This is a genomic window from Nonomuraea recticatena, assembly GCF_039533245.1.
Classification (GTDB): domain Bacteria; phylum Actinomycetota; class Actinomycetes; order Streptosporangiales; family Streptosporangiaceae; genus Nonomuraea; species Nonomuraea roseola.
This window is the reverse complement of sequence record NZ_BAAATE010000003.1, coordinates 398,885-417,343: the sequence shown is the minus strand read 5'-3', so window position 1 is coordinate 417,343 and position 18,459 is coordinate 398,885. Positions and strand designations below refer to the sequence as shown.

The window sequence follows — 18,459 nt, the reverse complement described above, 5'->3', positions numbered from 1 at the left end:
GGCTCAGGCGCTGATCCATCGCTGGATGAGGCGCAGGAGATGATCGGTCTCGACGGGCTTGGTGACGTAGTCACTCGACCCCGAGGCCAGGCTCTTCTCCTGGTCGCCAGGCATGGCCTTGGCGGTCACGGCGATGATCGGCAGATCCTTGTACTGCGGCATCGCCCTGATCGCGGAGGTCGCCGCGTAGCCGTCCATCTCCGGCATCATCACATCCATCAGCACGATGTCGATCTCAGGATGGGCCACCAGCGTGTCGATGCCCTTGCGGCCGTCCTCGGCGTGCAGCACCCGCATGCCGTGGATCTCCAGGATGCTGGTCAGCGCGAACAGGTTGCGGGTGTCGTCGTCGACGACCAGCACGGTTCGGCCGGCCAGCGTGCCGTCCTCCTCGCCGCGGCCGGCGGGCTCGCCGCTCTCCTTCTCCGAGCGCACCAGCGGCAGCACGTCGCCCGGCTGCTCGGCCGTCAGGTGCAGGGCGATGCGCTCACGCAGCTCGTCAAGGCTGGACAGCAGTTCCAGCGGCTGGGAGTCGGCGCGCGACTGCAGCGACTGCTCCTGCGCGGGATCCATCCGCCAGTTGTTGTAGGCCAGGACCGGCACGCCGCGCAGGGCGGCGTCGCCGTCGATGGCATCGAGCAGGCCGAAGGCCGCCCTGTCCGGCATGTCGAGGTCGAGGACGATGCAGTGGCAGGGGTCGGCGGCCAGTGTGGCGGCCGCCTCCTGCGCGCCCGCGGCGCTCACGATCTCCACGGCTCCGTGGGAGTTGCCGACGTCGCGGTTGGCCAGGTCCGTCAGGACGCTCTCCGCCACCAGCGACAGCAGGCCGCGCGGCCGTCCTTCGACCACGAGCAGCCTGCGCTGCTGCGAGGGCGGCTGGACGACGGCGGGCAGCTCCCGCCCGGCGCCGCGCTCCTCGGCCTCGCTGTGCGCCGTGAACGGCGCCGTGTCGGCGGGCTGCTCGGTGAAGTCGGGCCTGGCGACCGGCAGGAACAGCGTGAACGTGCTGCCCTGGCCAGGCGCGCTCTGCGCGGTGATCGCGCCGCCGAGCAGGTAGGCGATCTCGCGGCTGATGGACAGGCCGAGGCCCGTGCCGCCGTACTTGCGGCTGGTGGTGCCGTCGGCCTGCTGGAAGGCGCCGAAGATCACCTCCAGCTGCTGCTCGCCGATGCCGATGCCGGTGTCGATGACCCTGAAGGCGATCGCCGGGCCGTGGGGCCTGACGCTGGAGGGCAGCTGCGCCTTCGGCGCGGGTTCGATGCGCAGTTCGACGCTGCCCGTCTCGGTGAACTTCACCGCGTTGGACAGCAGGTTGCGCAGCACCTGGCGGAGCCTGGAGTCGTCGGTGATCAGGCTGTCGGGCACGCCCGGCGCCGTCGTGATGCGGAACTCGAGGCTCTTGTCCGTCGTCATCGGCCTGAAGGTGGCCTCGACGTAGTCGTGCAGCTGGCGCAGCGAGACCCGCTCGGGACTGATGTCCATCTTGCCCGCCTCGACCTTCGACAGGTCGAGGATGTCGTTGATGAGCTGGAGCAGGTCCGAGCCCGCCGAGTGGATGACGCTGGCGTACTCGACCTGCTTGGCGGTCAGGTTGCGCGTGGGGTTCTGGGCCAGCAGCTGGGCGAGGATGAGCAGCGAGTTGAGCGGCGTGCGCAGCTCGTGGCTCATGTTGGCCAGGAACTCGCTCTTGTACTTGGAGGCGAGCGACAGCTGCTGCGCGCGGTCCTCGAGCTCCTGCCTGGCCTGTTCGATCTCCAGGTTCTTGGTCTCGATGTCCTGGTTCTGCGAGGCGAGCAGCGCCGCCTTCTCCTCGAGCTCGGCGTTGGAGCGCCGCAGCTCCTCCTGCTGGTTCTGCAGCTCCTCCGAGCGGGTCTGGAGCTCGGCCGTCAGCCGCTGCGACTCCACCAGCAGCTCGTCGGTGCGGGCGTTGGCGACGATGGTGTTGACGTTGACACCGATCGTCTCCATCAGCTGGTCGAGGAAGGCGCGGTGCACGGGCGTGAAGGAGGAGAGCGAGGCCAGCTCGATGACGCCGAGCACCTGCTCCTCCACCACGATCGGCAGCAGGATCAGCGAGGTGGGCACCGTCTCGCCGAGGCCGGAGGAGACCGTGACGTAGTCGCGCGGGATCTGGTCCATGGCGATCGTCCGGCGGGTGCGGGCGGCCTGGCCGACCAGCGACTCGCCCATCCTGAACCTGGTGGCACTGTCGCCGGCGGGGAAGCCGTAGGCGCTGATGAGCTGCAACTCGGTGCCCGTGGGCGTCTCCTCCGCCAGGAAGAAGGCGCCGAACTGGGCCGACACGAGCGGCGCCAGCTCGTTCATCACCAGCTCCGCCACGGTGGCCAGGTCGCGGTGGCCCTGCATGAGCCCCGACATGCGGGCCAGGTTGGACTTGAGCCAGTCCTGGTCCTCGTTGGCCTTGGTGGTGTCGCGCAGCGACTTCACCATCGAGTTGATGTTGTCCTTGAGCTCGGCCACCTCGCCCGAGGCGTCGACGGTGATGGAGCGGGTCAGGTCTCCCGAGGTGACGGCGCTGGTCACCTCGGCGATGGCGCGCACCTGGCGGGTGAGGTTGCCCGCGAGCTCGTTGACGTTCTCCGTCAGCCGCTTCCAGGTGCCGGACACGCCCTCGACCTCGGCCTGGCCGCCCAGCCTTCCCTCGCTGCCGACCTCGCGGGCCACCCTGGTGACCTCCGCGGCGAAGGACGACAGCTGGTCGACCATCGTGTTGATGGTGGTCTTGAGCTCCAGGATCTCGCCGCGGGCGTCCACGTCGATCTTCCTGGTGAGGTCGCCCCTGGCCACGGCGGTGGTGACCTGGGCGATGCTGCGCACCTGGTTGGTCAGGTTGTCGGCCATGGAGTTGACGTTGTCGGTGAGGTCCTTCCAGGTCCCGGCGACGTTGGGCACGCGGGCCTGGCCGCCGAGCTGGCCCTCGGTGCCGACCTCGCGGGCCACGCGGGTCACCTCGTCGGCGAAGGCGCTGAGGGTGTCGACCATCGTGTTGATGGTCTGCGCGAGGGCCGCCACCTCGCCCTTGGCCTCGACGATGATCTTCTGCGACAGGTCACCCTTGGCCACCGCGGTCGCCACCTGGGCGATGCTGCGCACCTGGTTGGTCAGGTTGGAGGCCATGAAGTTGACGTTGTCGGTGAGGTCCTTCCAGGTGCCGGAGACGCCGCGCACGGTGGCCTGGCCGCCGAGCTGGCCCTCCGTGCCGACCTCGCGGGCCACGCGGGTCACCTCGTCGGCGAAGGCCGAGAGCTGGTCGACCATCGTGTTGATGGTCTCCTTCAGCTCGAGGATCTCGCCGCGGGCGTCGACCCTGATCTTCTGCGACAGGTCGCCCTTGGCGACGGCGGTGGTGACCTCGGCGATGCTGCGCACCTGGGCGGTGAGGTTGTCGGCCATGACGTTGACCGACTCGGTCAGCGCCTTCCAGGTGCCGGAGACGCCCTTGACGTCGGCCTGGCCGCCCAGCCTTCCCTCGGTGCCCACCTCGCGGGCCACGCGGGTCACCTCGTCGGCGAAGGACGACAGCTGGTCGACCATCGTGTTCAGGGTGTTCTTCAGCTCGAGGATCTCGCCGCGCGCCGAGACGGTGATCTTCTGCGACAGGTCGCCCCGCGCCACGGCGGTGGCCACCTGCGAGATGTTGCGGACCTGGGCGGTGAGGTTGCCCGCCATGTAGTTGACGGAGTCGGTGAGGTCGCGCCAGGTGCCTGCCACGCCCTTGACGTCGGCCTGGCCGCCGAGCTGCCCCTCGGTGCCCACCTCGCGGGCGACTCTGGTGACCTCGTCGGCGAAGGAGGACAGCTGGTCGACCATCGTGTTGACGGTGTTCTTCAGCTCGAGGATCTCGCCGCGGGCGTCGACCGTGATCTTCTGCGACAGATCGCCCTTGGCCACCGCCGTGGTGACCTCGGCGATGCTGCGCACCTGGTCGGTGAGGTTGCCCGCCATGGCGTTGACGGACTCGGTGAGGTCCTTCCACGTCCCCGACACCCCTGGCACGTCGGCCTGGCCGCCGAGCCTTCCGTCGGTGCCGACCTCGCGGGCCACGCGGGTCACCTCGGAGGTGAACAGCGACAGCTGGTCGACCATGCCGTTGAAGACCTGCGCGATCTCGCCGAGCAGCCCATCGGCGTCGCCGGGCAGGCGCGTGCCGAAGTCGCCGTCCCTGACCGCGGTCAGACCTGCCAGCAACTGTCGGAGTTCGAGCTCTCCGGCGTCGCCGACCTGCCGAGTTCCCGACCGGCTTCCACTCACCCTGTCGCCCATCCCCTCGCTATCCTTGCCATAGGGCAAATATACGGCCAGGAGATTAGTCCAGGTGATCGCTATTGGACAATTCGCTCCCGCAACGGTATTTGCTAGAGGCAACAACCTCCCATGTGACGAGGAAGAACGTGGCTATCCGCAATGGCCTGAGCGCCGTCTACGAGGCTCTCCACTCGGCCGCGCCGTACGCGCTGGCGGAGGTGGTCCGCGACGCGCTCGTCGCTCATACGCCCGCCCAGAGCGCGGAACTGCTGCTGGCCGACTACGCGCTGGTCGCGCTGAGGCCCGTGCTCGACACGCCCGTTCTCGGCGCCGACGAGATCCGTATCGACTCCAGCGACGCGGGCCGCGCCTTCGCCTCCCAGCAGGCGCAATGGGAGGAATCTCACAGCACGCTCCACCTGCCGGTCACGGCGTGCGGCGAGCGTTTCGGCGTGCTCAGCGTCCGCCTGCCCATCGCGCCCGAGCTCGGTGACGTCGGCGAGCTCCTGGAGATGGCCGAGGCCCTCGGCCACGGCCTGCGCGGCGCGGACCGTCTCACCGACCGCTACCAGCGGGCCCGCCGCATGGCCAGGATGACGCTGGCCGCCGAGATGCAGTGGGGGCTGCTGCCCGGCTACGGCCACACGGGCAAGGGCTACCGCCTCGCCGGTCAGCTCGAACCGGCCTACGCCGTCTACGGCGACAACTTCGACTGGAGCTGCGACCCCGACTCGCTCGGGCTCTCGATCACCAACGGCATGGGCGAGGGCATGCGGGCGGCGCTGCTGACCACGCTCGCCGTCACCGCCCTGCGCAACGCCCGCAGGTCGGGGGCGGACCTGGAAGAGCAGGCCGGCCTCGCCGACGAGGCGATCTACGCGCAGTACGGCGGGCGCGAGTACGTCTCGACCCTCCTGCTGCGCTTCGAGGCCGCCACCGGCCAGCTGTTCGCCGTGGACGCGGGATCGCCCAGGCTGATCCGCCTGCGCGGTCTCGACGTCGAGACCATCAAGCTCGACCAGCAACTGCCCCTCGGCATGTTCGGCAACACCACCTACGTCGAGCAGTCCGTGTCGCTCCAGCCCGGCGACAGGATGGTCGTCATCAGCGACGGGGTCTACGGGGCGCGCTCCTCGGCCGAGGAGCAGTTCGGCGAGTCGCTCCTCGAGTCCGTCGTCAGATCCACCCGGCTGCAACCGGCCGACGAGGCCGTCAGGACAATGATTCGTGGCATGCTGACGTTCAGGGAAGGCGTCGACGTCTTCGACGACGCCGTCGTGGTGTGCCTCGACTGGACCGCCGACCAGACCGTCGAAGCCCTTCCCCCCGCGAGGGGAGATGCTGTCTGAGGTGCCCCCGCACCCTGCCCGAACTGGAATCGCCGTATGAACGACCATCGTGAGCTCGGTCACCTCGATCCCGCGACCGGCGCCGCCGTCGAGAACGCCGCCGCCGCTCTGGTCGCTGTCTGGGCCTCCTCCCGACAGACCGCGGCCACCAAGGTCTCCTCCATCCAGATGCAGGCGCTCCTGACCATCGAACGCCACCAGGAGGTCAACCTGGCCAGGCTCGGTGAGGCCCTGGGCGCGCTGCCCTCCTCCACCAGCCGCCTGTGCGACCGGCTGGAGGCCACCGGATGGGTGCGCCGCTCGGTCTCCCCCGACGACCGGCGCGAGCTGACCATCGGCCTCACCCCGTCGGGGAAGGCCCTGCTGGAGGAGTTGCGCGCCCGGCGCCGCGACGACCTCGCCAGGGTCGTGGACGAGATGCCGCCCGAGGCCCGCAAGGCCCTGCTGCGCGGTCTGCGGGCCTTCACCGCGGCCGCGGACCAGGTCACCGCGCAGACGAGCGACCGCTCCGGCGACAACTGGACCATCATCGCCGGACGGTTCCTCGCCTGACGGTTCCCCTGCGTGAGGGCGGCCCTCCGGCTCCTTCCAGGCGGCCCCGGGCTGCTTCCGGGCGGCCATCTGGCTCCTTCCGAGCCGCACCCGGGCCCTTCCGAGCCGCCCCAGCCAGTTCCGGGCGGCCCCGGCTACTTTCGGGCGGTCACCAGGGCGAAGGAGAGGAACTCGCCCTGGTCGGCCTCGAGCATGGCGATGGTCTGCTCGGCGGCCTCCCTGCCGTCGGGGCGGTGCTCCAGGCAGGCGCGGGCCCACAGCAGCCAGTCGCTCCAGCCGGCGAGCTGCAGACGCGCCGACGTCACGGTGACCAGCTCGGTGATCTCCCACTGGAAGCGCCACCACTGCGGGGTGTGCCAGGCGATCGCCTCCCAGCCCACGAGCGCCTTGATGTGCGGCGGGATGGCGCCGAGATCGCGGATCTCGGTGGTCATGCCGGGAGTGGCGATCCCCAGCTGGCCGCCCGGCTTCAGGAAGCGCGTGATGTAGGCGAGGTAGCCGTCGGCGGTGCCGAAGTACTCGTAGGAGTCGATGCTGATGATCGCGTCGAAGGACTCGGGCTCGAAGGGCAGCGCGTGGGCCTCGGCGTTGACCGCCTGGACGCGATCGGCGACCCCCGCCTCGGCGAAGACGGCAGCGGCGGTGTCGGCCGCGATCCACAGGTCGGCCGCCACGACCTCCACGCCGAACTCACGGGCCAGGAACACCGAGGTCGCCCCCATGCCCGAGCCGAGGTCGAGCACCCGCATGCCCGGCTTCAGTTCGAGGTCCGCCGACAGGTCCTCCAGCAGCCACAGCGGGTTCGGCCCCATGTCCAGGCCCACCAGCCACGCGGGGTCGTACAGGGAGGAGCGGGGGTAGACGTCGGGACGGACGAGGTTGCTCAGCGCGGTCACAGCGCCGCATTCCACCACTTCGGCCCCGGCGCCCGCAATCCGATATCCCGTGGCCCCGCTCGCCCCGCCGTCGGCCTTTCCCCCCCTGGGCGACGCGCTAGGGTTCCGCCCTGATCGTTTCCCATGAGGAAGGCGGGAGCCCATGCACATCCAGAACCTGTCGGCCCGGCCGGACCTTCTCGAGCCCGCGCTGCGCCTCGGCGACATCGGCAGCGAGTTCATGCAGCACGACCCCGTGGCGATCCTGACCAGGGCCAGGCGCCTGGCCGAGCGCTGGCCCGAGTTCTTCCTGGTGGTGCTCGACGGTGACGTCCCCGTGGCGAGGGCGGTCAGCGTGCCGCTGGCGTTCCCGACGCCCGAGCGTGAGCACCTGCCCGACCACGGCTGGGACGGCGTCATCATCTGGGCGGTGGAGGACGCTCTCGACGGCAGGGCGCCGACCACGCTGAGCGCGCTGGACGTCCAGGTCGCCGCGGACCGCAGGGGTGCGGGCATAGCGGCCGTCGCGCTGAACGGGCTGCGCGAACAGGCCAGGGAAAGCGGCCTGGACAGGCTGGTGGTCCCGGTCCGCCCGACGGGCAAGACCCGCCACCCCATGCTGTCCATGGAGGAGTACCTCTCCAGGCGGCGCGAGGACGGCCTGTCCGAGGACCCGTGGCTGCGCGCGCACGAACGGCTCGGCGCCAGCTTCGTCAAGGTGGCGCCGTTCGCCATGACGATCACGGGAACGCTCGACCAGTGGCACGAGTGGACGGGCTCGGCCCTGAAGCCTGGCCCCAACGCGGTCGAGGGCGGCATCGCCCCCGTGCTGGCCTCCCCCGAGCAGAACCTCGGCGTGACGTCGAGGCCAATGTGTGGCTGGAGCATCCCCTGACGTGACGGCGGTCCGCCTTGCCGACGATCCGAGGCGCCTCAGAACGGCCGGCCGCGGTCACCCTGCTGGATCGGGGCTGGCCGCCCGAGATCGCGGACGACGTGCTGCGCGCCCAGGCCGAAGCGACCACCGGCCCCGCACGGGTCACCGCCACGGTCGAGCAGGTCACCGGCGTCGCGGCGCGCACGTTCCGTTCGTGGGTGGCAGAGCACGAGCACGCCTTCCGCGCCCCTCGCCCGTGAGGCCTGGGGGCGTCGCGGTTTCCATCGCCACGCCCCTTCCGGGGCCGGGCACGTCGTGACCCGCGACGATCCCGCGGTCGGCAGGGATCGTCGGCCCGGTCGACGCGCGTGAGCCGTTCAGCGACCCTGCCGGTCGCCGTGAAGCGCTCTGGACCGGCGGAGTTCGGCGTTGATGCGCAACGCCTCGGCCAGCTGGTCCTCAAGAATGATGATGCGGCACGCGGCCTCCAGGCCGGTGCCCTGGTCGACCAGCTCGCGCGCCCTGGCCGCCAGGCGCAGCTGGTAGCGCGAGTAGCGACGATGGCCGCCTTCGGAACGTCGCGGCTCGATCAGTTTGGCGGCGCCCAGCGCACGCAGGAAAGCAGGGGTGACACCCACCATCTCGGCGGCCGTGCCCATGCTGTAGGCGGGGTAGTCCTCGTCATCGAACCTGTCGTCGGACCTGGCGCCCGATGCCATGACCGCTTGATCCATAAAACCTTCCCACACGCCGACGGGGGCCCCGGCGCCATGCGCCGGGGCCCGATTGAGGTTCAACACCATCTGTCGGCCGGTTGGCCGAGTTTTCTTCTTCCGCATCATCCGCGCGGGGCGCGGGCGTGATGCGGGGATCGCGAATGTGTGACCGTAGACCACCGTCCTTACTGTGGAACTGCGGTACCCGTGCGGCCTGACTTCGCCTGCGACGGGCGATCCTGATGGCGTTCAACTCTCCCTTCTGTTCTTCTCTTCGATCCGTACGACGGCGCCGCGTCCACGCGTCGGGGGCCCTTACCACTGCCTTGCCCCTTGCACGTCCGGCGCGGCATATCCACGCTCGTCCGGGCAGGTCTCGTCGTCCTGCTGTGTCGTGCCTGCCCTCGTGGATCCGTTCCTTGCGATGCAAAAACACTATCGCGACGACGAGCCAATGTCTACTTCAGCCACTATAGATTTTCTTCACCACGGGAGTCCGGGCTGCGGTCCTCCTCCAGGACGTCGGCGGCCGTGCGGATGATGAGCGGGTCCGGCACGCCGACCACGTCGTGGTTCTTGCCGTCGTAGTCGAATCGGCTCAGAACGTGGCGGATCGCTTCGATGCGCGCGCGCTTCTTGTCGTTGCTCTTGATGACCACCCATGGGGCGTGGTCAGTGTCGGTGTGGAGGAACATGTCCTCCTTGGCCTCGGTGTACTCGTCCCACTTCTGGCGGGAGGCCAGATCCATGGGGGACAGCTTCCAGCGCCTGACCGGGTCGATGCCGCGGATGATGAAGCGGGTCAGCTGTTCGCCTCGGGAGACGGAGAACCAGAACTTGATCAGGTGGATGCCGTCCTCGACGAGCATCTGCTCCAGCATCGGCGCCTGCCGCAGGAACTGCAGATACTGGGCTGCGGTGCAGAACCCCATCACCCTCTCGACGCCCGCGCGGTTGTACCAGGAGCGGTCGAAGAAGACCATCTCTCCCTGCGCGGGCAGGTGGGCGATGTAGCGCTGGAAGTACCACTGGGCGCTCTCGCGCGAGCCCGGCTTGTCCAGCGCGACCACGGAGGCGCCACGCGGGTTGAGATGCTCCTGGAAGCGCTTGATCGTGCCGCCCTTGCCCGCGGCGTCGCGCCCCTCGAACAGGATCACCAGCCTGACGCCGTTGTCCTTGATCCAGTACTGCAGCTTCACCAGCTCGATCTGCAGTTGCCGCTTGATCCGCGCGTACTCGTCGCGGTCCATGCGGCTGTCGTAGGGGTAGTGCTCCCGCCAGGTGTCGACGGCGTTGCCGACCCGATCGACCAGGACGGGGTCGTCATCGTCGTCGTCGATCACCCGCAGCTGCGAAAGGTCCTTGAGCAGCTCACTCGAGGCCACCACCGCCTTGCCGAGCCGACCGGCGGCAAGCAGCCCGCCGTCGTCGGCCTTGTCCGTCTCATGCACCACATCGCCCACGGCGCCTGCCCTACCCCGAGCACCCCAAGCGACACGCGCCGGTCAAAGCGGACAGCCGTCCGCGATCAGCGGCCCCGCCAGTCGAGGCACATGACCAGCGCGTCGTCCTCGATGGTGGTGCGGCTCCATTCGGAGATCTCCCGCAGGATCGCGGGCGGCACCTCCGCCGCGGGAAGCATCCGGGTGGCGCTGATCGCCCTGTGGAGCGCCTGCCGACCGTAGATCTCGCCGTCCGGGGCGAGCACGGCGTGCACGCCGTCGCTGACGAAGATCAGGCGATCGCCCGGCAGGAGTGTGATCTCCTCGGTGAAGTACTCGGTCTGGTCGAACATGCCCAGCGGGAGCTGCTGCACGAAGTCGATGCTCTCGATGTGCTTGTCGCGCACCCGCAGCAGCCGAGGCGAGCCCGCGTCGATGACCTGGCCGCGGCCGGTGTCGAGGTCGACGTTCAGCAGCACCGTCTCGACGTGGAGGCGCCCCTTGTGCTGGGAGTAGATCGCCTGGTCGGCGAGAGCGGCCTGGTTGGGCAGCGAGATCCCCGCCCTGCGGGCGTTGCGCAGCGCGTTGACCGCCAGGTTGGTGAGCAGCGCGGCGTCGATGCCTTCGCCCATGCCGTTGGTCAGGGCCAGCGTCAGCGATCTCGCGTCGGTGCACCAGTCGAAGTTGTCACCGTAGATCGCGTAGGCGGGCTCCAGCTGAGCACCCAGGTCGAACTCCGGACGGCTGCAGGAGCGGCCGGGCAGCAGCTGCCACTGCATCTCGGCGGCGAGGGTGAGCCGCTCGGTACGGCGGGCCTGGAGGTAGACGTCGGTGTCGCGTTCGGCGACCACCAGCTCGCGGCCCAGCACGGTGGCGACCTCGCCCAGCTCCTCCACGACCTGAGGGGTGCAGCGCTCGTCGGGGAAGGTCACGGTGAGCACGCCGAGCCGGTCGCCGCGCACACTCACGGGCAGGTACACGCACGTCAGCCCGCTTCCGACGGATTCGGAGACCGTCTCCTGCGAGCCGAAGGCCCGCCCCGCCGTCCCGGTGTGCACCCCGACGGGCACCGCGGTGTACGGCACGGCGAGAACCGGTTGCAGCACGCTGAGGCCGTAGTCGGCCATGAGCAGCTCCACCGAAGCCGCCGCGTAGTGCTCCATGAGCGAGGCCCGTGCCGCCTCGACCACGGCGTGCGGAGCCGCCTCTCTCAGAGAGCGCTCCACCGCCAACAGTCCTTCTGACACCTAGTCACGTCCTTCATCTGCGAGGACGCACCGCTGCGCGTTCCCGACAAGAGGATACGGACACCTGGCGTCGGAACGATCCCGAGCTGACAACAGCTCCGCCGAGATGGCACAGTGGAGGCGTGGACCTCCGCCCTGCCTCACCCTCGCCGTCCGAGGCCGCCCTGCGCGCCTCCGGGGTCGTCGAGCTGCTCGAGGTGCTGTGGGGCTTCGGCCGCGACCTGTCGACCGGCCCGATCTCCCCCTCCCAGCTGCGGGTCCTGCTCGCCGTCGAGGGCACCCAGGGCATCAACCAGCGCTCACTGGCCGAGGTGCTCGACTCCTCGCCTCCCTCGGTGAGCCGCCTGTGCGACCGGCTGCAGGCCGTCGGCTTCCTGCAGCGCAGGGTCAACCCCGAACGCCGCCGCGAGGTGGAGCTCCACCTCACCGAGCACGGCAGGGTCTTCCTCGAGAGGCAACGCGAACAGCGCGAACGGGAGCTGGCGGCCGTCCTCGCCACGATGTCCCCCGCCCACCGCGCCGCGCTGATGACCGGGCTGACGGCCTTCCAGGCAGCCGCGGCCGGCCGTGAGGGGCCCTCCGCATCCGTCGCCCGCACCGCCTGAAAACCTTGCCATAGGACAATAATCGGGACACCGTCGCAGGTCAGAGGCGTTTGTTCGAGTCGATGCGGCCGGATCGGTGGCCTCGGACGATGATCCAGGCCTATAGTTGTCACACGACAACATTTGCGCACGGTCTCGACGGCCACAGCGCGAGGGGGGCGCGCATGACAGCGGGCGCACCAGAGCTGCAAGGGTCGGTGACCATCGCCGTGAGCGGCGAAGAGGACCTGATGGCCGCACGGCACGCCGTCCGATCGGCCTCCATGGCCAGCGGCTTCCCCCTCAGCGACCAGACCAGGATCGTCACCGCCGCGACCGAACTGGCGCGCAACGCCTACATCCACGACGGCGGCGGAACCGTCACCATCCAGGAGGTCCGCAGGCCTGGCGGCAAAGGGCTGCGCATCAGCGTCGCGGGCCAGGGCCAGGGAACCTCCGCCGCCGACGCCCTCATGAGTGACGAGCCCGGCCCGGGCCACGAACTGGGCGGCGTCCGAAGGCTCGTGGACGACTTCGAGTTCACCGCCGTCCCCGGCGAGGGCAGCACCGCCACGGTGATCCACTGGATCCAGGCGTGATCACCACAGTCACCTCGCTGGCCGTCCTCCGCCGCGACCTGCGAAGGCTCGCCTTCCGGTACGGCCTGCCGGTTGAGACCCGAGCCCGCCTGGTGCTCTCGGCCGTCGAGGTCGCCCGCCCGCGACTGGACGCGGGGCGGCCCCTGAACGTTCGCGCCGGCATCGAGTACGGCGGCGCCCACCCCCGCTTCCTCGCCGTCGAGCTGTCCGCCCCTTGGCCCGGCGCCACGCTGCCCCTGCCGTGCGAGCCAGGGCGGGAGGCCGGCGTCGTGTGGCGCATCGGGCTGCCTTCGCCGCTCCCGCTCGCCGACCCCTCCGACACCGTCGTCGCCGAGGAGGCCGTCGAGGAGGAGCTCGCGCTCGCTCTCGCCCGGGTCGACGCGCTGAGCACCCAGCAGGACGAGATGAGGAGCGAGCTCGCCGAGACCGATCGCGGCCTCGTGGCCCTGTACGTGGAGCTGGAGGAGCGCGACGAACGGCTCCGCCTCGCGCACAGCCTGATCTTCCGCGAGCTGGAGGCCGCGCTGCGCCCGCCGCCCCCACTCGTGGAGGGGGTCGAGCTGGCGGTGCACTACGTCCCCGCGGGCGACGACGCGCCTACGGGCGGCGACCTCTACGACTGGTTCACCCTGCCCGACGACACGCTGCAGATCACGGTGGTGGACGCCATCGGCCACGGCGTGGAGAGCACCCGCAGCGCGCTCAACGTCACGCATGCCGTACGGACGCTGGTTCTGGAGCGCCACCCGCTGGAGTCGATCGTGGCGCGCACGGCCGACACGCTCGTGCCCACCTTCCGCGGGCTGATGGCCACCCTCCAGCTGGCCCGCCTCGACACCCGCACGGGGGAGCTGCGGCTGGCCAACGGCGGCCACCCCTTTCCGCTGCTGGTGCGCGCCGACGGCACCGCCCGCTACCTGGAGGCCTGGGGCAGCGGCGTCGGTTTCCCCTTCCCCGGCAGCGACGCCGTCCTCCATGACCGGCTCGCCCCCGGCGACCTGCTGCTCCTCTACACCGACGGGCTGACCGAGAGCCGTCGCGACATCGACGAGGGCGAGCGGCTGCTGATGAGCTCGGCGCAGCGTCACGCCCATCTCCCGCTGCCCGAGCTGATCGCGGCGATCGTGGCCGACCTGCACAGCGTCATCCTGCACGCCGACGACACGCTCCTGCTCGGCATCCGCCTCCCCGCGGGAGAGCCTCACGCGGCGGACGGCTGAGACGCGGGCCGCAGCCACCGGGCCAGCCTGCGCCCGACGAGCAGGTAGGCCAGCACCGCGCCGGCGGCGTTGAGAAGGACGTCGTCGGCGTCGAAGGCTCTGCCGACCACGAACGCGCCCTGGGCCACCTCGATCGACAGCGAGAACAGGCCCACGACCAGAGCGAGGCGGATGGGGCCGCGCAGCCGTCTCGACAGCACCGGCAAGATCACGCCCAGCGGCATCATCAACGCCAGGTTGCCGCCGACCTGGACCAGCGCCGCCTTGACACTGGGCCGGTCCAGGTAGAACCGCAGGCTCGCCCCCGGCTCGACGTTGCCGGTGGCGTCGCCCGCCGCCTCGGGCACGGGGGTCAGCGTGAGCTTCGCCAGCACCGCCCCGAACACCGCCAGGCCGGCCAGTGCGAGCAGCGCCACCACGACCCGCCTGAGCACCGTGCCCGCTCGCGGAACGCGGTCGGGCTCCTGCTCGGGCTCCGTGGACGGGCGGGGACGACGACCTAGGATCGGCACGCGAAACTCCATGACTCGCTCGGTGAAGGGGTGGCGCTCACCCGTCCTATGCGGGGTGCTCGCCTGCGAACGGCGCTCTCGACCCGGTCGCCAGGCGGGCGGACTGGACGGTGTCGTACACAGGCAGGTACCTGGCGAGGCCGGTGATGTGCAGCAGCCTGGCGCACATCGGAGGAGCCTCGGCGTACGCGAGACCGGCTCCGGCGCCGGCGAGCAGGGTGTGGATTCCCAGCAGGGCGGCGATGCCGGTCGAGTCGAGGAAGGTGATCGCCGACAGGTCGATCACCGTGATCGGGGCCGGGGCGGGCGCGTAGCCCTCCAGCCAGGCTCGCAGGGTGCTCGCGGTCTGCCAGGTGAGCTCACCGCTGGGCCGGAGGATGAACGCGCCCTGCTCCAGCGCCGTGTCCAGCCGCAGTGTGTCGCTCATGAAGTCCTCCTGGCTCGGTACGACGCCTCACCTGCCCCAGCGGGACCACTTGACACCGAGCCCGTTCGGATTCCTGGGAGGGCCGTGCGGCCCTCGTCGAGCGCGCAGGCGCCGCCGCCGGCGTGAAGGCTCGGGCGGGGCCGGTGGCGGCTCGGCGGCGAGGTCGGTGACTGCCCCTCTGGTACTGGTGGCGGCCAGGGCGGTGGCGAGGAGGATCAGCTGGTTGGCGGCCTTGAGGAAGACGAGCATGACCGCGGCGGTGGCCACCAGCTGGTAGGCGGGGTTGTCCTCGGTGATGCGGAGGTAGACCTGGCCGAGGCTGTTGAGTATCTGCAGGCCGATGGTGATGAGCACGGCGGGGCCGAGCATCCTGCGCAGCGTGAGGCGCAGCCTGGGCGGCGCGCTGAGCAGGGCGAGGGCCAGCAGCAGGTTCACCAGGAGGCCGAGGGTGAAGGTGGCCGCGGTCAGCAGCCAGCGGGCCGGAGCGGCGTCGGTGCCCACGGTGTGGTCCACCACCCAGGTCAGCAGGGACTCGGTGGCGAAGGCGGCGGTCAGGCTGATCGCCAGCAGGAGACCGAGCCCTGCCAGGACGGCCAGGTCGATGAGCTGGCGCTGCCAGAAGGGGCCTGGGTACTCCTCCAGCTGCCAGATGGCCCTGCTGGCCGAGCGCAGCGCGTCCATCCAGAACAGCCCTGCGAGGGGGAATCCGATCAGCGCGATGATCCCGACCGTCTCCCTGGCCTGCCGTAACGCCATGACGTCGAGGCGGGGGAAGTTGTCGTTGAGGTAGCGCTGGACCGCGGCCAGCACCGCGGGGTCGTCCAGCACGTGCCCGAGCAACGAGAAGCCGAGAAGGACCAGAGCGAAGGTGGCGAAGAAGGCGTAGTAGGTCAACGCCGCCGACAGCCGGCCGCCGTCGACCCTGTCGTAACGCACCACCGCGCGCACGAGGTGGTCCAGCCATCCGTGCCTGCGGCGTGCTCCCTGCCATGCGCCCGGCGCCCGCGCCACCCATCTGCTCAGCCACATGGCGGGGCACTACCCCCCTGCGCGGCTTCGCTACCACTGTGCGGTGAAACCGATGATGCACGGTGTCCGGGGGAGAGAGGCCCGGCCAGGGCCGGAGAGCGGGGTGCCGACCGGGCCGTACCGTCAGGAACGATCCAAACCGGATGGCGGCGGGGTGCCCGACCACCCCGGCATGGCCATCTGGCCCCTGGAGCGCGAGCGGTCGAGCAGATCCTCGCCCGCCTGCTCGACGCTGTCGCGCCGCTCGAAGCGCGTGATCAGACCGGTCCTGCGCAGCATCCGCTGGAGCTGGCCGTCCACGCCGGTCAGGATAACCCTGCCGCGGTCGTGGTCGCGCAGCCTCCTGGCGATGCTCGCCAGCGCGGCCACCCCGTCGAAATCACAGAACGTCACCCCACTGAGGTCCAGGACCAACCGGGGGCCGTCGCTCCACTCCCAGGCGGCATCGACGTGCGCGGTGAAAACCGGAGCGCTGACGCGGTCCAGCGCCCCCCTGGCGCTGACCGTGGTGTAGTAACCGTGATCGGAAATACTGACCTGCAAGGTGAAACTCTGTTCGGCATCCTCCACTTGTGATCACCCTCTTTCACCTTGACCCCTTCCCCGGTGCCGTCCTGATACGCGCGTGCTCGGCCGGACGACGCCCGCGGCGCCGCTCCCGCGCGCGTGCGGCGCTGCCCTCAGGGCAGAGGCATGGCCATGAGAAGGTTCTTCAAGTTCGTGATGGCGCGCTGGCTGGCGCGCACGCCGATCGGCCTGGCCGTGCTGGCGCTCGGCTGGTTACTGGGCCGACGGCGCAGGCGTCGGGTGCAGCAGGAGGGTCAGCGGGGCAGCAGGCCCGTGCGCAGGCGCCCGCGTCGCAGGTGAGACGGCTGCTCACACAAGGACAGGCCCCATCCGGGGTGTTCCCGGGTGGGGCCTGTGGCCTTCGGATCTGAAAGGAGCGATCAGGTGTCGAACGGGCCGGTCAGCGGACGCCGCGCCTGCCGTACAGGCTCACGGTGACGATGACGCCGACGGCGGCGACGGCCACCTGGAGAAGCAGTTCGATCCAGTCGATGCCACCGGTCGCCGCGACGCCGAAGGCGCCGGCGATGGCGGTGCCGATGAAGGCGGCCACGATGCCGACCACGATGGTCAGCCAGATCGGGATGTTCTGCCGTCCGGGAACGACCAGACGGCCCAGAGCGCCGATGATGGCGCCGATGATGATGGCGGTGATGATGCCCGTGACTGTCATGTTCAGCTCCCTGCTCAGGTGTCTGCGTTTGGTGTGACCGACAACCGTGTGCCCGTAAGCCGACGGGAATCACATAACAAATAGATTCCGATGGAGAACTCTCGGTCACGCGGGCCCTCTGCGCAGGCGGTTTACCCAGGCCATTCCAGGACAGAGGTGCCTCGTCCGGATGTCGTGAAGGCTGGAGGAGAGACATCGTGAGCACAGGCGACAAGTTCGACAACAAGGCTCAGGAGATGGGTGGCAAGGTCAAGGAGGGTGTCGGCAAGGTCACCGACGACGAGCGGCTCGAGGCCGAAGGACAGGCCGACCAGAGCAAGAGCAAGGCGAAGCAGGCCGGCGAGAAGATCAAGGACGCCGCGAAGAACGCCAAGGACGCCATCACCGGCAACTAGTAGCACTCCCGGCGCAGGGCGGACACCGATCTGCCGTCCTGCGCCTGCCACCCGAAGGTCACCCGGCCCCGCGCGAGAGGCCGCCTCCCATGGTGCTCTCCCTGACGATCAGGTCATAGCCGGCCGTGAACTCCTGCGGCGGGCGGGCGGTGTCCCCGTCGATCCGCTGCTTGAGCAGGTCGACCGCGATGCGGGCGAGCTGGTTCTTGTCGGGGGCGATCGTGGTCAGGGTGGGAGTGCTGTAACGGCCGTCCTCGATGTCGTCCAGCCCCGCCAGCGCCACGTCCTCGGGCACGCGCAGCCCCGCCGCCAGCGCCGTGCGCATGGCGCCGAGCGCGAGCAGGTCGTTGAAGCAGAACACCGCGTCGGGCGGCTCGGGTGAGGCCAGGAGCCGAGCCATCGCCGCCGCGCCCTCGGCCCGCTGGTAGCGGTCGACCTTCACGACGGTCTCCGGCAGGCCGTGCGCGGCCAGCGCCTCGCGGTAGCCGGCCAGCCGCAGCGGCGCCGTACCGCTGGCGGTGTCGTCCTGGGCGCCCAGGGCGGCGATGCGCCGACGGCCCAGCCCGATCAGGTGCTCGGTGACGTCGTAAGCGGCCCTGACGTTGTCGATCGCGACGTGGTCGGCGGGCCCGTCGTAGATGCGCTCGCCGAGCAGCACCAGCGCGGTGTCGTCGGTACGGGCGGCCAGCTCCTCGGCCCCGACCGCCACAGGGCTGAGGATCAGCCCGTCGACATGGTGGTCGCGCACGCCGTCGAGGATGCGCCGCTCCCTCTCCAGTCCCCCGCCGGTCTGCTCGATGATCACCAGCCACCGGTGCTCGGCGGCCGCGTCGATCACACACCTGGACAGCTCCGCGAAGTAGGGCGCGTCGAGCTCGGGCAGGGCGAGGGCGATCATCCCCGTGCGGCCCTGCCGCAGGTTGCGGGCCGACAGGTTGGGCCGGTAGTCGAGCTGGGAGAGCGCCCCCTCCACTTTCGCGCGGGTCGCGGGCGACACGTGCGCGTACCCGTTGACCACGTTGGAGACGGTCTTCACCGACACCCCCGCCAGGCGCGCGACGTCACGCAGGCTCGTTCCCACCCGTGTCCCCCTTCTGGTGTACGGCTCGCATCGTAATCCAGCCGCACC

Annotated in this window: 20 protein-coding genes; 9 read left to right on the top strand and 11 right to left on the bottom strand. The window is 70.1% G+C overall.

Annotated elements, in window-relative coordinates; translation table 11 throughout:
* Nucleotides 1-3: 3 nt before the first annotated feature.
* A complete protein-coding gene (locus tag ABFX50_RS08245; protein ID WP_346144674.1) occupies nt 4-4,284 on the bottom strand; it encodes a HAMP domain-containing protein in 4,281 nt (1,426 codons plus the stop codon).
* A 128-nt stretch (nt 4,285-4,412) separates the two neighbouring features.
* On the opposite strand from ABFX50_RS08245, the gene ABFX50_RS08240 reads away from it, so the two are divergent.
* The gene (locus ABFX50_RS08240) at nt 4,413-5,615 is read left to right on the top strand and encodes a PP2C family protein-serine/threonine phosphatase (RefSeq protein ID WP_346144672.1); all 1,203 of its coding nucleotides are present in this window, start codon (nt 4,413-4,415) and stop codon (nt 5,613-5,615) included.
* 36 nt (nt 5,616-5,651) lie between these two features.
* The gene (locus ABFX50_RS08235) at nt 5,652-6,167 is read left to right on the top strand and encodes a MarR family winged helix-turn-helix transcriptional regulator (protein WP_346144670.1); all 516 of its coding nucleotides are present in this window, start codon (nt 5,652-5,654) and stop codon (nt 6,165-6,167) included.
* Nucleotides 6,168-6,301: 134 nt separating this feature from the next.
* Here ABFX50_RS08235 and ABFX50_RS08230 read toward each other — a convergent pair whose 3' ends face one another.
* Entirely contained in the window at nt 6,302-7,063 is a 762-nt protein-coding gene (locus ABFX50_RS08230; RefSeq protein WP_346144668.1) for an SAM-dependent methyltransferase, read from the bottom strand.
* 142 nt (nt 7,064-7,205) lie between these two features.
* Between ABFX50_RS08230 and ABFX50_RS08225 the strand changes: the two genes are divergently transcribed.
* A complete protein-coding gene (locus ABFX50_RS08225; protein ID WP_346144667.1) occupies nt 7,206-7,937 on the top strand; it encodes a Long-chain-fatty-acid--CoA ligase in 732 nt (243 codons plus the stop codon).
* A 17-nt stretch (nt 7,938-7,954) separates the two neighbouring features.
* Nucleotides 7,955-8,179 carry a hypothetical protein gene (locus ABFX50_RS08220; RefSeq protein WP_346144665.1) on the top strand — a complete coding sequence of 75 codons (225 nt, stop codon included), beginning with the start codon at nt 7,955-7,957 and terminating at the stop codon, nt 8,177-8,179.
* Nucleotides 8,180-8,296: 117 nt separating this feature from the next.
* Here ABFX50_RS08220 and ABFX50_RS08215 read toward each other — a convergent pair whose 3' ends face one another.
* The 3 genes from ABFX50_RS08215 to ABFX50_RS08205 form a co-directional block, all read right to left on the bottom strand.
* Nucleotides 8,297-8,638, bottom strand: a complete 342-nt coding sequence (locus ABFX50_RS08215) for a MerR family transcriptional regulator (protein ID WP_183660536.1) — start codon at nt 8,636-8,638, stop codon at nt 8,297-8,299.
* A gap of 467 nt (nt 8,639-9,105) precedes the next feature.
* Nucleotides 9,106-10,086, bottom strand: a complete 981-nt coding sequence (gene ppk2, locus ABFX50_RS08210; RefSeq protein ID WP_346144663.1) for a polyphosphate kinase 2 — start codon at nt 10,084-10,086, stop codon at nt 9,106-9,108.
* A gap of 77 nt (nt 10,087-10,163) precedes the next feature.
* Nucleotides 10,164-11,303 (bottom strand): PP2C family protein-serine/threonine phosphatase, encoded by a 1,140-nt coding sequence (locus tag ABFX50_RS08205; protein WP_346144661.1) that lies wholly within the window; start codon nt 11,301-11,303, stop codon nt 10,164-10,166.
* Nucleotides 11,304-11,446: 143 nt separating this feature from the next.
* Between ABFX50_RS08205 and ABFX50_RS08200 the strand changes: the two genes are divergently transcribed.
* The 3 genes from ABFX50_RS08200 to ABFX50_RS08190 all read left to right on the top strand — a co-directional run bounded on the left by ABFX50_RS08200 (nt 11,447) and on the right by ABFX50_RS08190 (nt 13,727).
* Nucleotides 11,447-11,929 carry a MarR family winged helix-turn-helix transcriptional regulator gene (locus tag ABFX50_RS08200; protein WP_346144659.1) on the top strand — a complete coding sequence of 161 codons (483 nt, stop codon included), beginning with the start codon at nt 11,447-11,449 and terminating at the stop codon, nt 11,927-11,929.
* A 164-nt stretch (nt 11,930-12,093) separates the two neighbouring features.
* A complete protein-coding gene (locus ABFX50_RS08195) occupies nt 12,094-12,507 on the top strand; it encodes an ATP-binding protein (protein WP_346144657.1) in 414 nt (137 codons plus the stop codon).
* Nucleotides 12,504-13,727, top strand: a complete 1,224-nt coding sequence (locus tag ABFX50_RS08190; protein WP_346144655.1) for a PP2C family protein-serine/threonine phosphatase — start codon at nt 12,504-12,506, stop codon at nt 13,725-13,727. Before ABFX50_RS08195 ends, ABFX50_RS08190 begins: the two co-directional genes overlap by 4 nt.
* Here the strand turns inward: ABFX50_RS08190 and ABFX50_RS08185 are convergent.
* The 4 genes from ABFX50_RS08185 to ABFX50_RS08170 form a co-directional block, all read right to left on the bottom strand.
* Nucleotides 13,709-14,239 (bottom strand): VanZ family protein, encoded by a 531-nt coding sequence (locus ABFX50_RS08185; RefSeq protein WP_346144653.1) that lies wholly within the window; start codon nt 14,237-14,239, stop codon nt 13,709-13,711. The genes ABFX50_RS08190 and ABFX50_RS08185 overlap by 19 nt on opposite strands.
* Before the next feature lie 46 nt (nt 14,240-14,285).
* Nucleotides 14,286-14,666 carry an STAS domain-containing protein gene (locus tag ABFX50_RS08180; protein ID WP_346144651.1) on the bottom strand — a complete coding sequence of 127 codons (381 nt, stop codon included), beginning with the start codon at nt 14,664-14,666 and terminating at the stop codon, nt 14,286-14,288.
* Between the two features lie 27 nt (nt 14,667-14,693).
* Nucleotides 14,694-15,695, bottom strand: a complete 1,002-nt coding sequence (locus ABFX50_RS08175; protein ID WP_346144649.1) for a YihY/virulence factor BrkB family protein — start codon at nt 15,693-15,695, stop codon at nt 14,694-14,696.
* A 123-nt stretch (nt 15,696-15,818) separates the two neighbouring features.
* Nucleotides 15,819-16,238: an STAS domain-containing protein gene (locus ABFX50_RS08170; protein ID WP_346144647.1), complete on the bottom strand. Its 420-nt coding sequence runs from the start codon at nt 16,236-16,238 to the stop codon at nt 15,819-15,821.
* 156 nt (nt 16,239-16,394) lie between these two features.
* Between ABFX50_RS08170 and ABFX50_RS08165 the strand changes: the two genes are divergently transcribed.
* Nucleotides 16,395-16,562, top strand: a complete 168-nt coding sequence (locus tag ABFX50_RS08165) for a DUF6203 family protein (protein ID WP_346144645.1) — start codon at nt 16,395-16,397, stop codon at nt 16,560-16,562.
* A 100-nt stretch (nt 16,563-16,662) separates the two neighbouring features.
* On the opposite strand, the gene ABFX50_RS08160 is transcribed toward ABFX50_RS08165, so the two are convergent.
* Nucleotides 16,663-16,935 carry a GlsB/YeaQ/YmgE family stress response membrane protein gene (locus ABFX50_RS08160; RefSeq protein ID WP_183658313.1) on the bottom strand — a complete coding sequence of 91 codons (273 nt, stop codon included), beginning with the start codon at nt 16,933-16,935 and terminating at the stop codon, nt 16,663-16,665.
* A gap of 197 nt (nt 16,936-17,132) precedes the next feature.
* On the opposite strand from ABFX50_RS08160, the gene ABFX50_RS08155 reads away from it, so the two are divergent.
* Nucleotides 17,133-17,330 carry a CsbD family protein gene (locus ABFX50_RS08155; protein ID WP_346144643.1) on the top strand — a complete coding sequence of 66 codons (198 nt, stop codon included), beginning with the start codon at nt 17,133-17,135 and terminating at the stop codon, nt 17,328-17,330.
* 58 nt (nt 17,331-17,388) lie between these two features.
* Here the strand turns inward: ABFX50_RS08155 and ABFX50_RS08150 are convergent, their stop codons facing one another.
* Nucleotides 17,389-18,411 (bottom strand): LacI family DNA-binding transcriptional regulator, encoded by a 1,023-nt coding sequence (locus ABFX50_RS08150; RefSeq protein WP_346144641.1) that lies wholly within the window; start codon nt 18,409-18,411, stop codon nt 17,389-17,391.
* Nucleotides 18,412-18,459 lie beyond the last annotated feature (48 nt).

Bases quoted from the DNA above. Each gene is read 5' to 3' on its own strand.
- ABFX50_RS08245 (WP_346144674.1), bottom strand. From the start codon at position 4,284: ATGGGCGACAGGGTGAGTGGAAGCCGGTCGGGAACTCGGCAGGTCGGC.
- ABFX50_RS08235 (WP_346144670.1), top strand. From the start codon at position 5,652: ATGAACGACCATCGTGAGCTCGGTCACCTCGATCCCGCGACCGGCGCC.
- ABFX50_RS08195 (WP_346144657.1), top strand. From the start codon at position 12,094: ATGACAGCGGGCGCACCAGAGCTGCAAGGGTCGGTGACCATCGCCGTG.
- ABFX50_RS08160 (WP_183658313.1), bottom strand. From the start codon at position 16,935: ATGACAGTCACGGGCATCATCACCGCCATCATCATCGGCGCCATCATC.
- ABFX50_RS08215 (WP_183660536.1), bottom strand. From the start codon at position 8,638: ATGGCATCGGGCGCCAGGTCCGACGACAGGTTCGATGACGAGGACTAC.
- ABFX50_RS08180 (WP_346144651.1), bottom strand. From the start codon at position 14,666: ATGAGCGACACACTGCGGCTGGACACGGCGCTGGAGCAGGGCGCGTTC.
- ABFX50_RS08175 (WP_346144649.1), bottom strand. From the start codon at position 15,695: ATGTGGCTGAGCAGATGGGTGGCGCGGGCGCCGGGCGCATGGCAGGGA.
- ABFX50_RS08165 (WP_346144645.1), top strand. From the start codon at position 16,395: ATGAGAAGGTTCTTCAAGTTCGTGATGGCGCGCTGGCTGGCGCGCACG.
- ABFX50_RS08225 (WP_346144667.1), top strand. From the start codon at position 7,206: ATGCACATCCAGAACCTGTCGGCCCGGCCGGACCTTCTCGAGCCCGCG.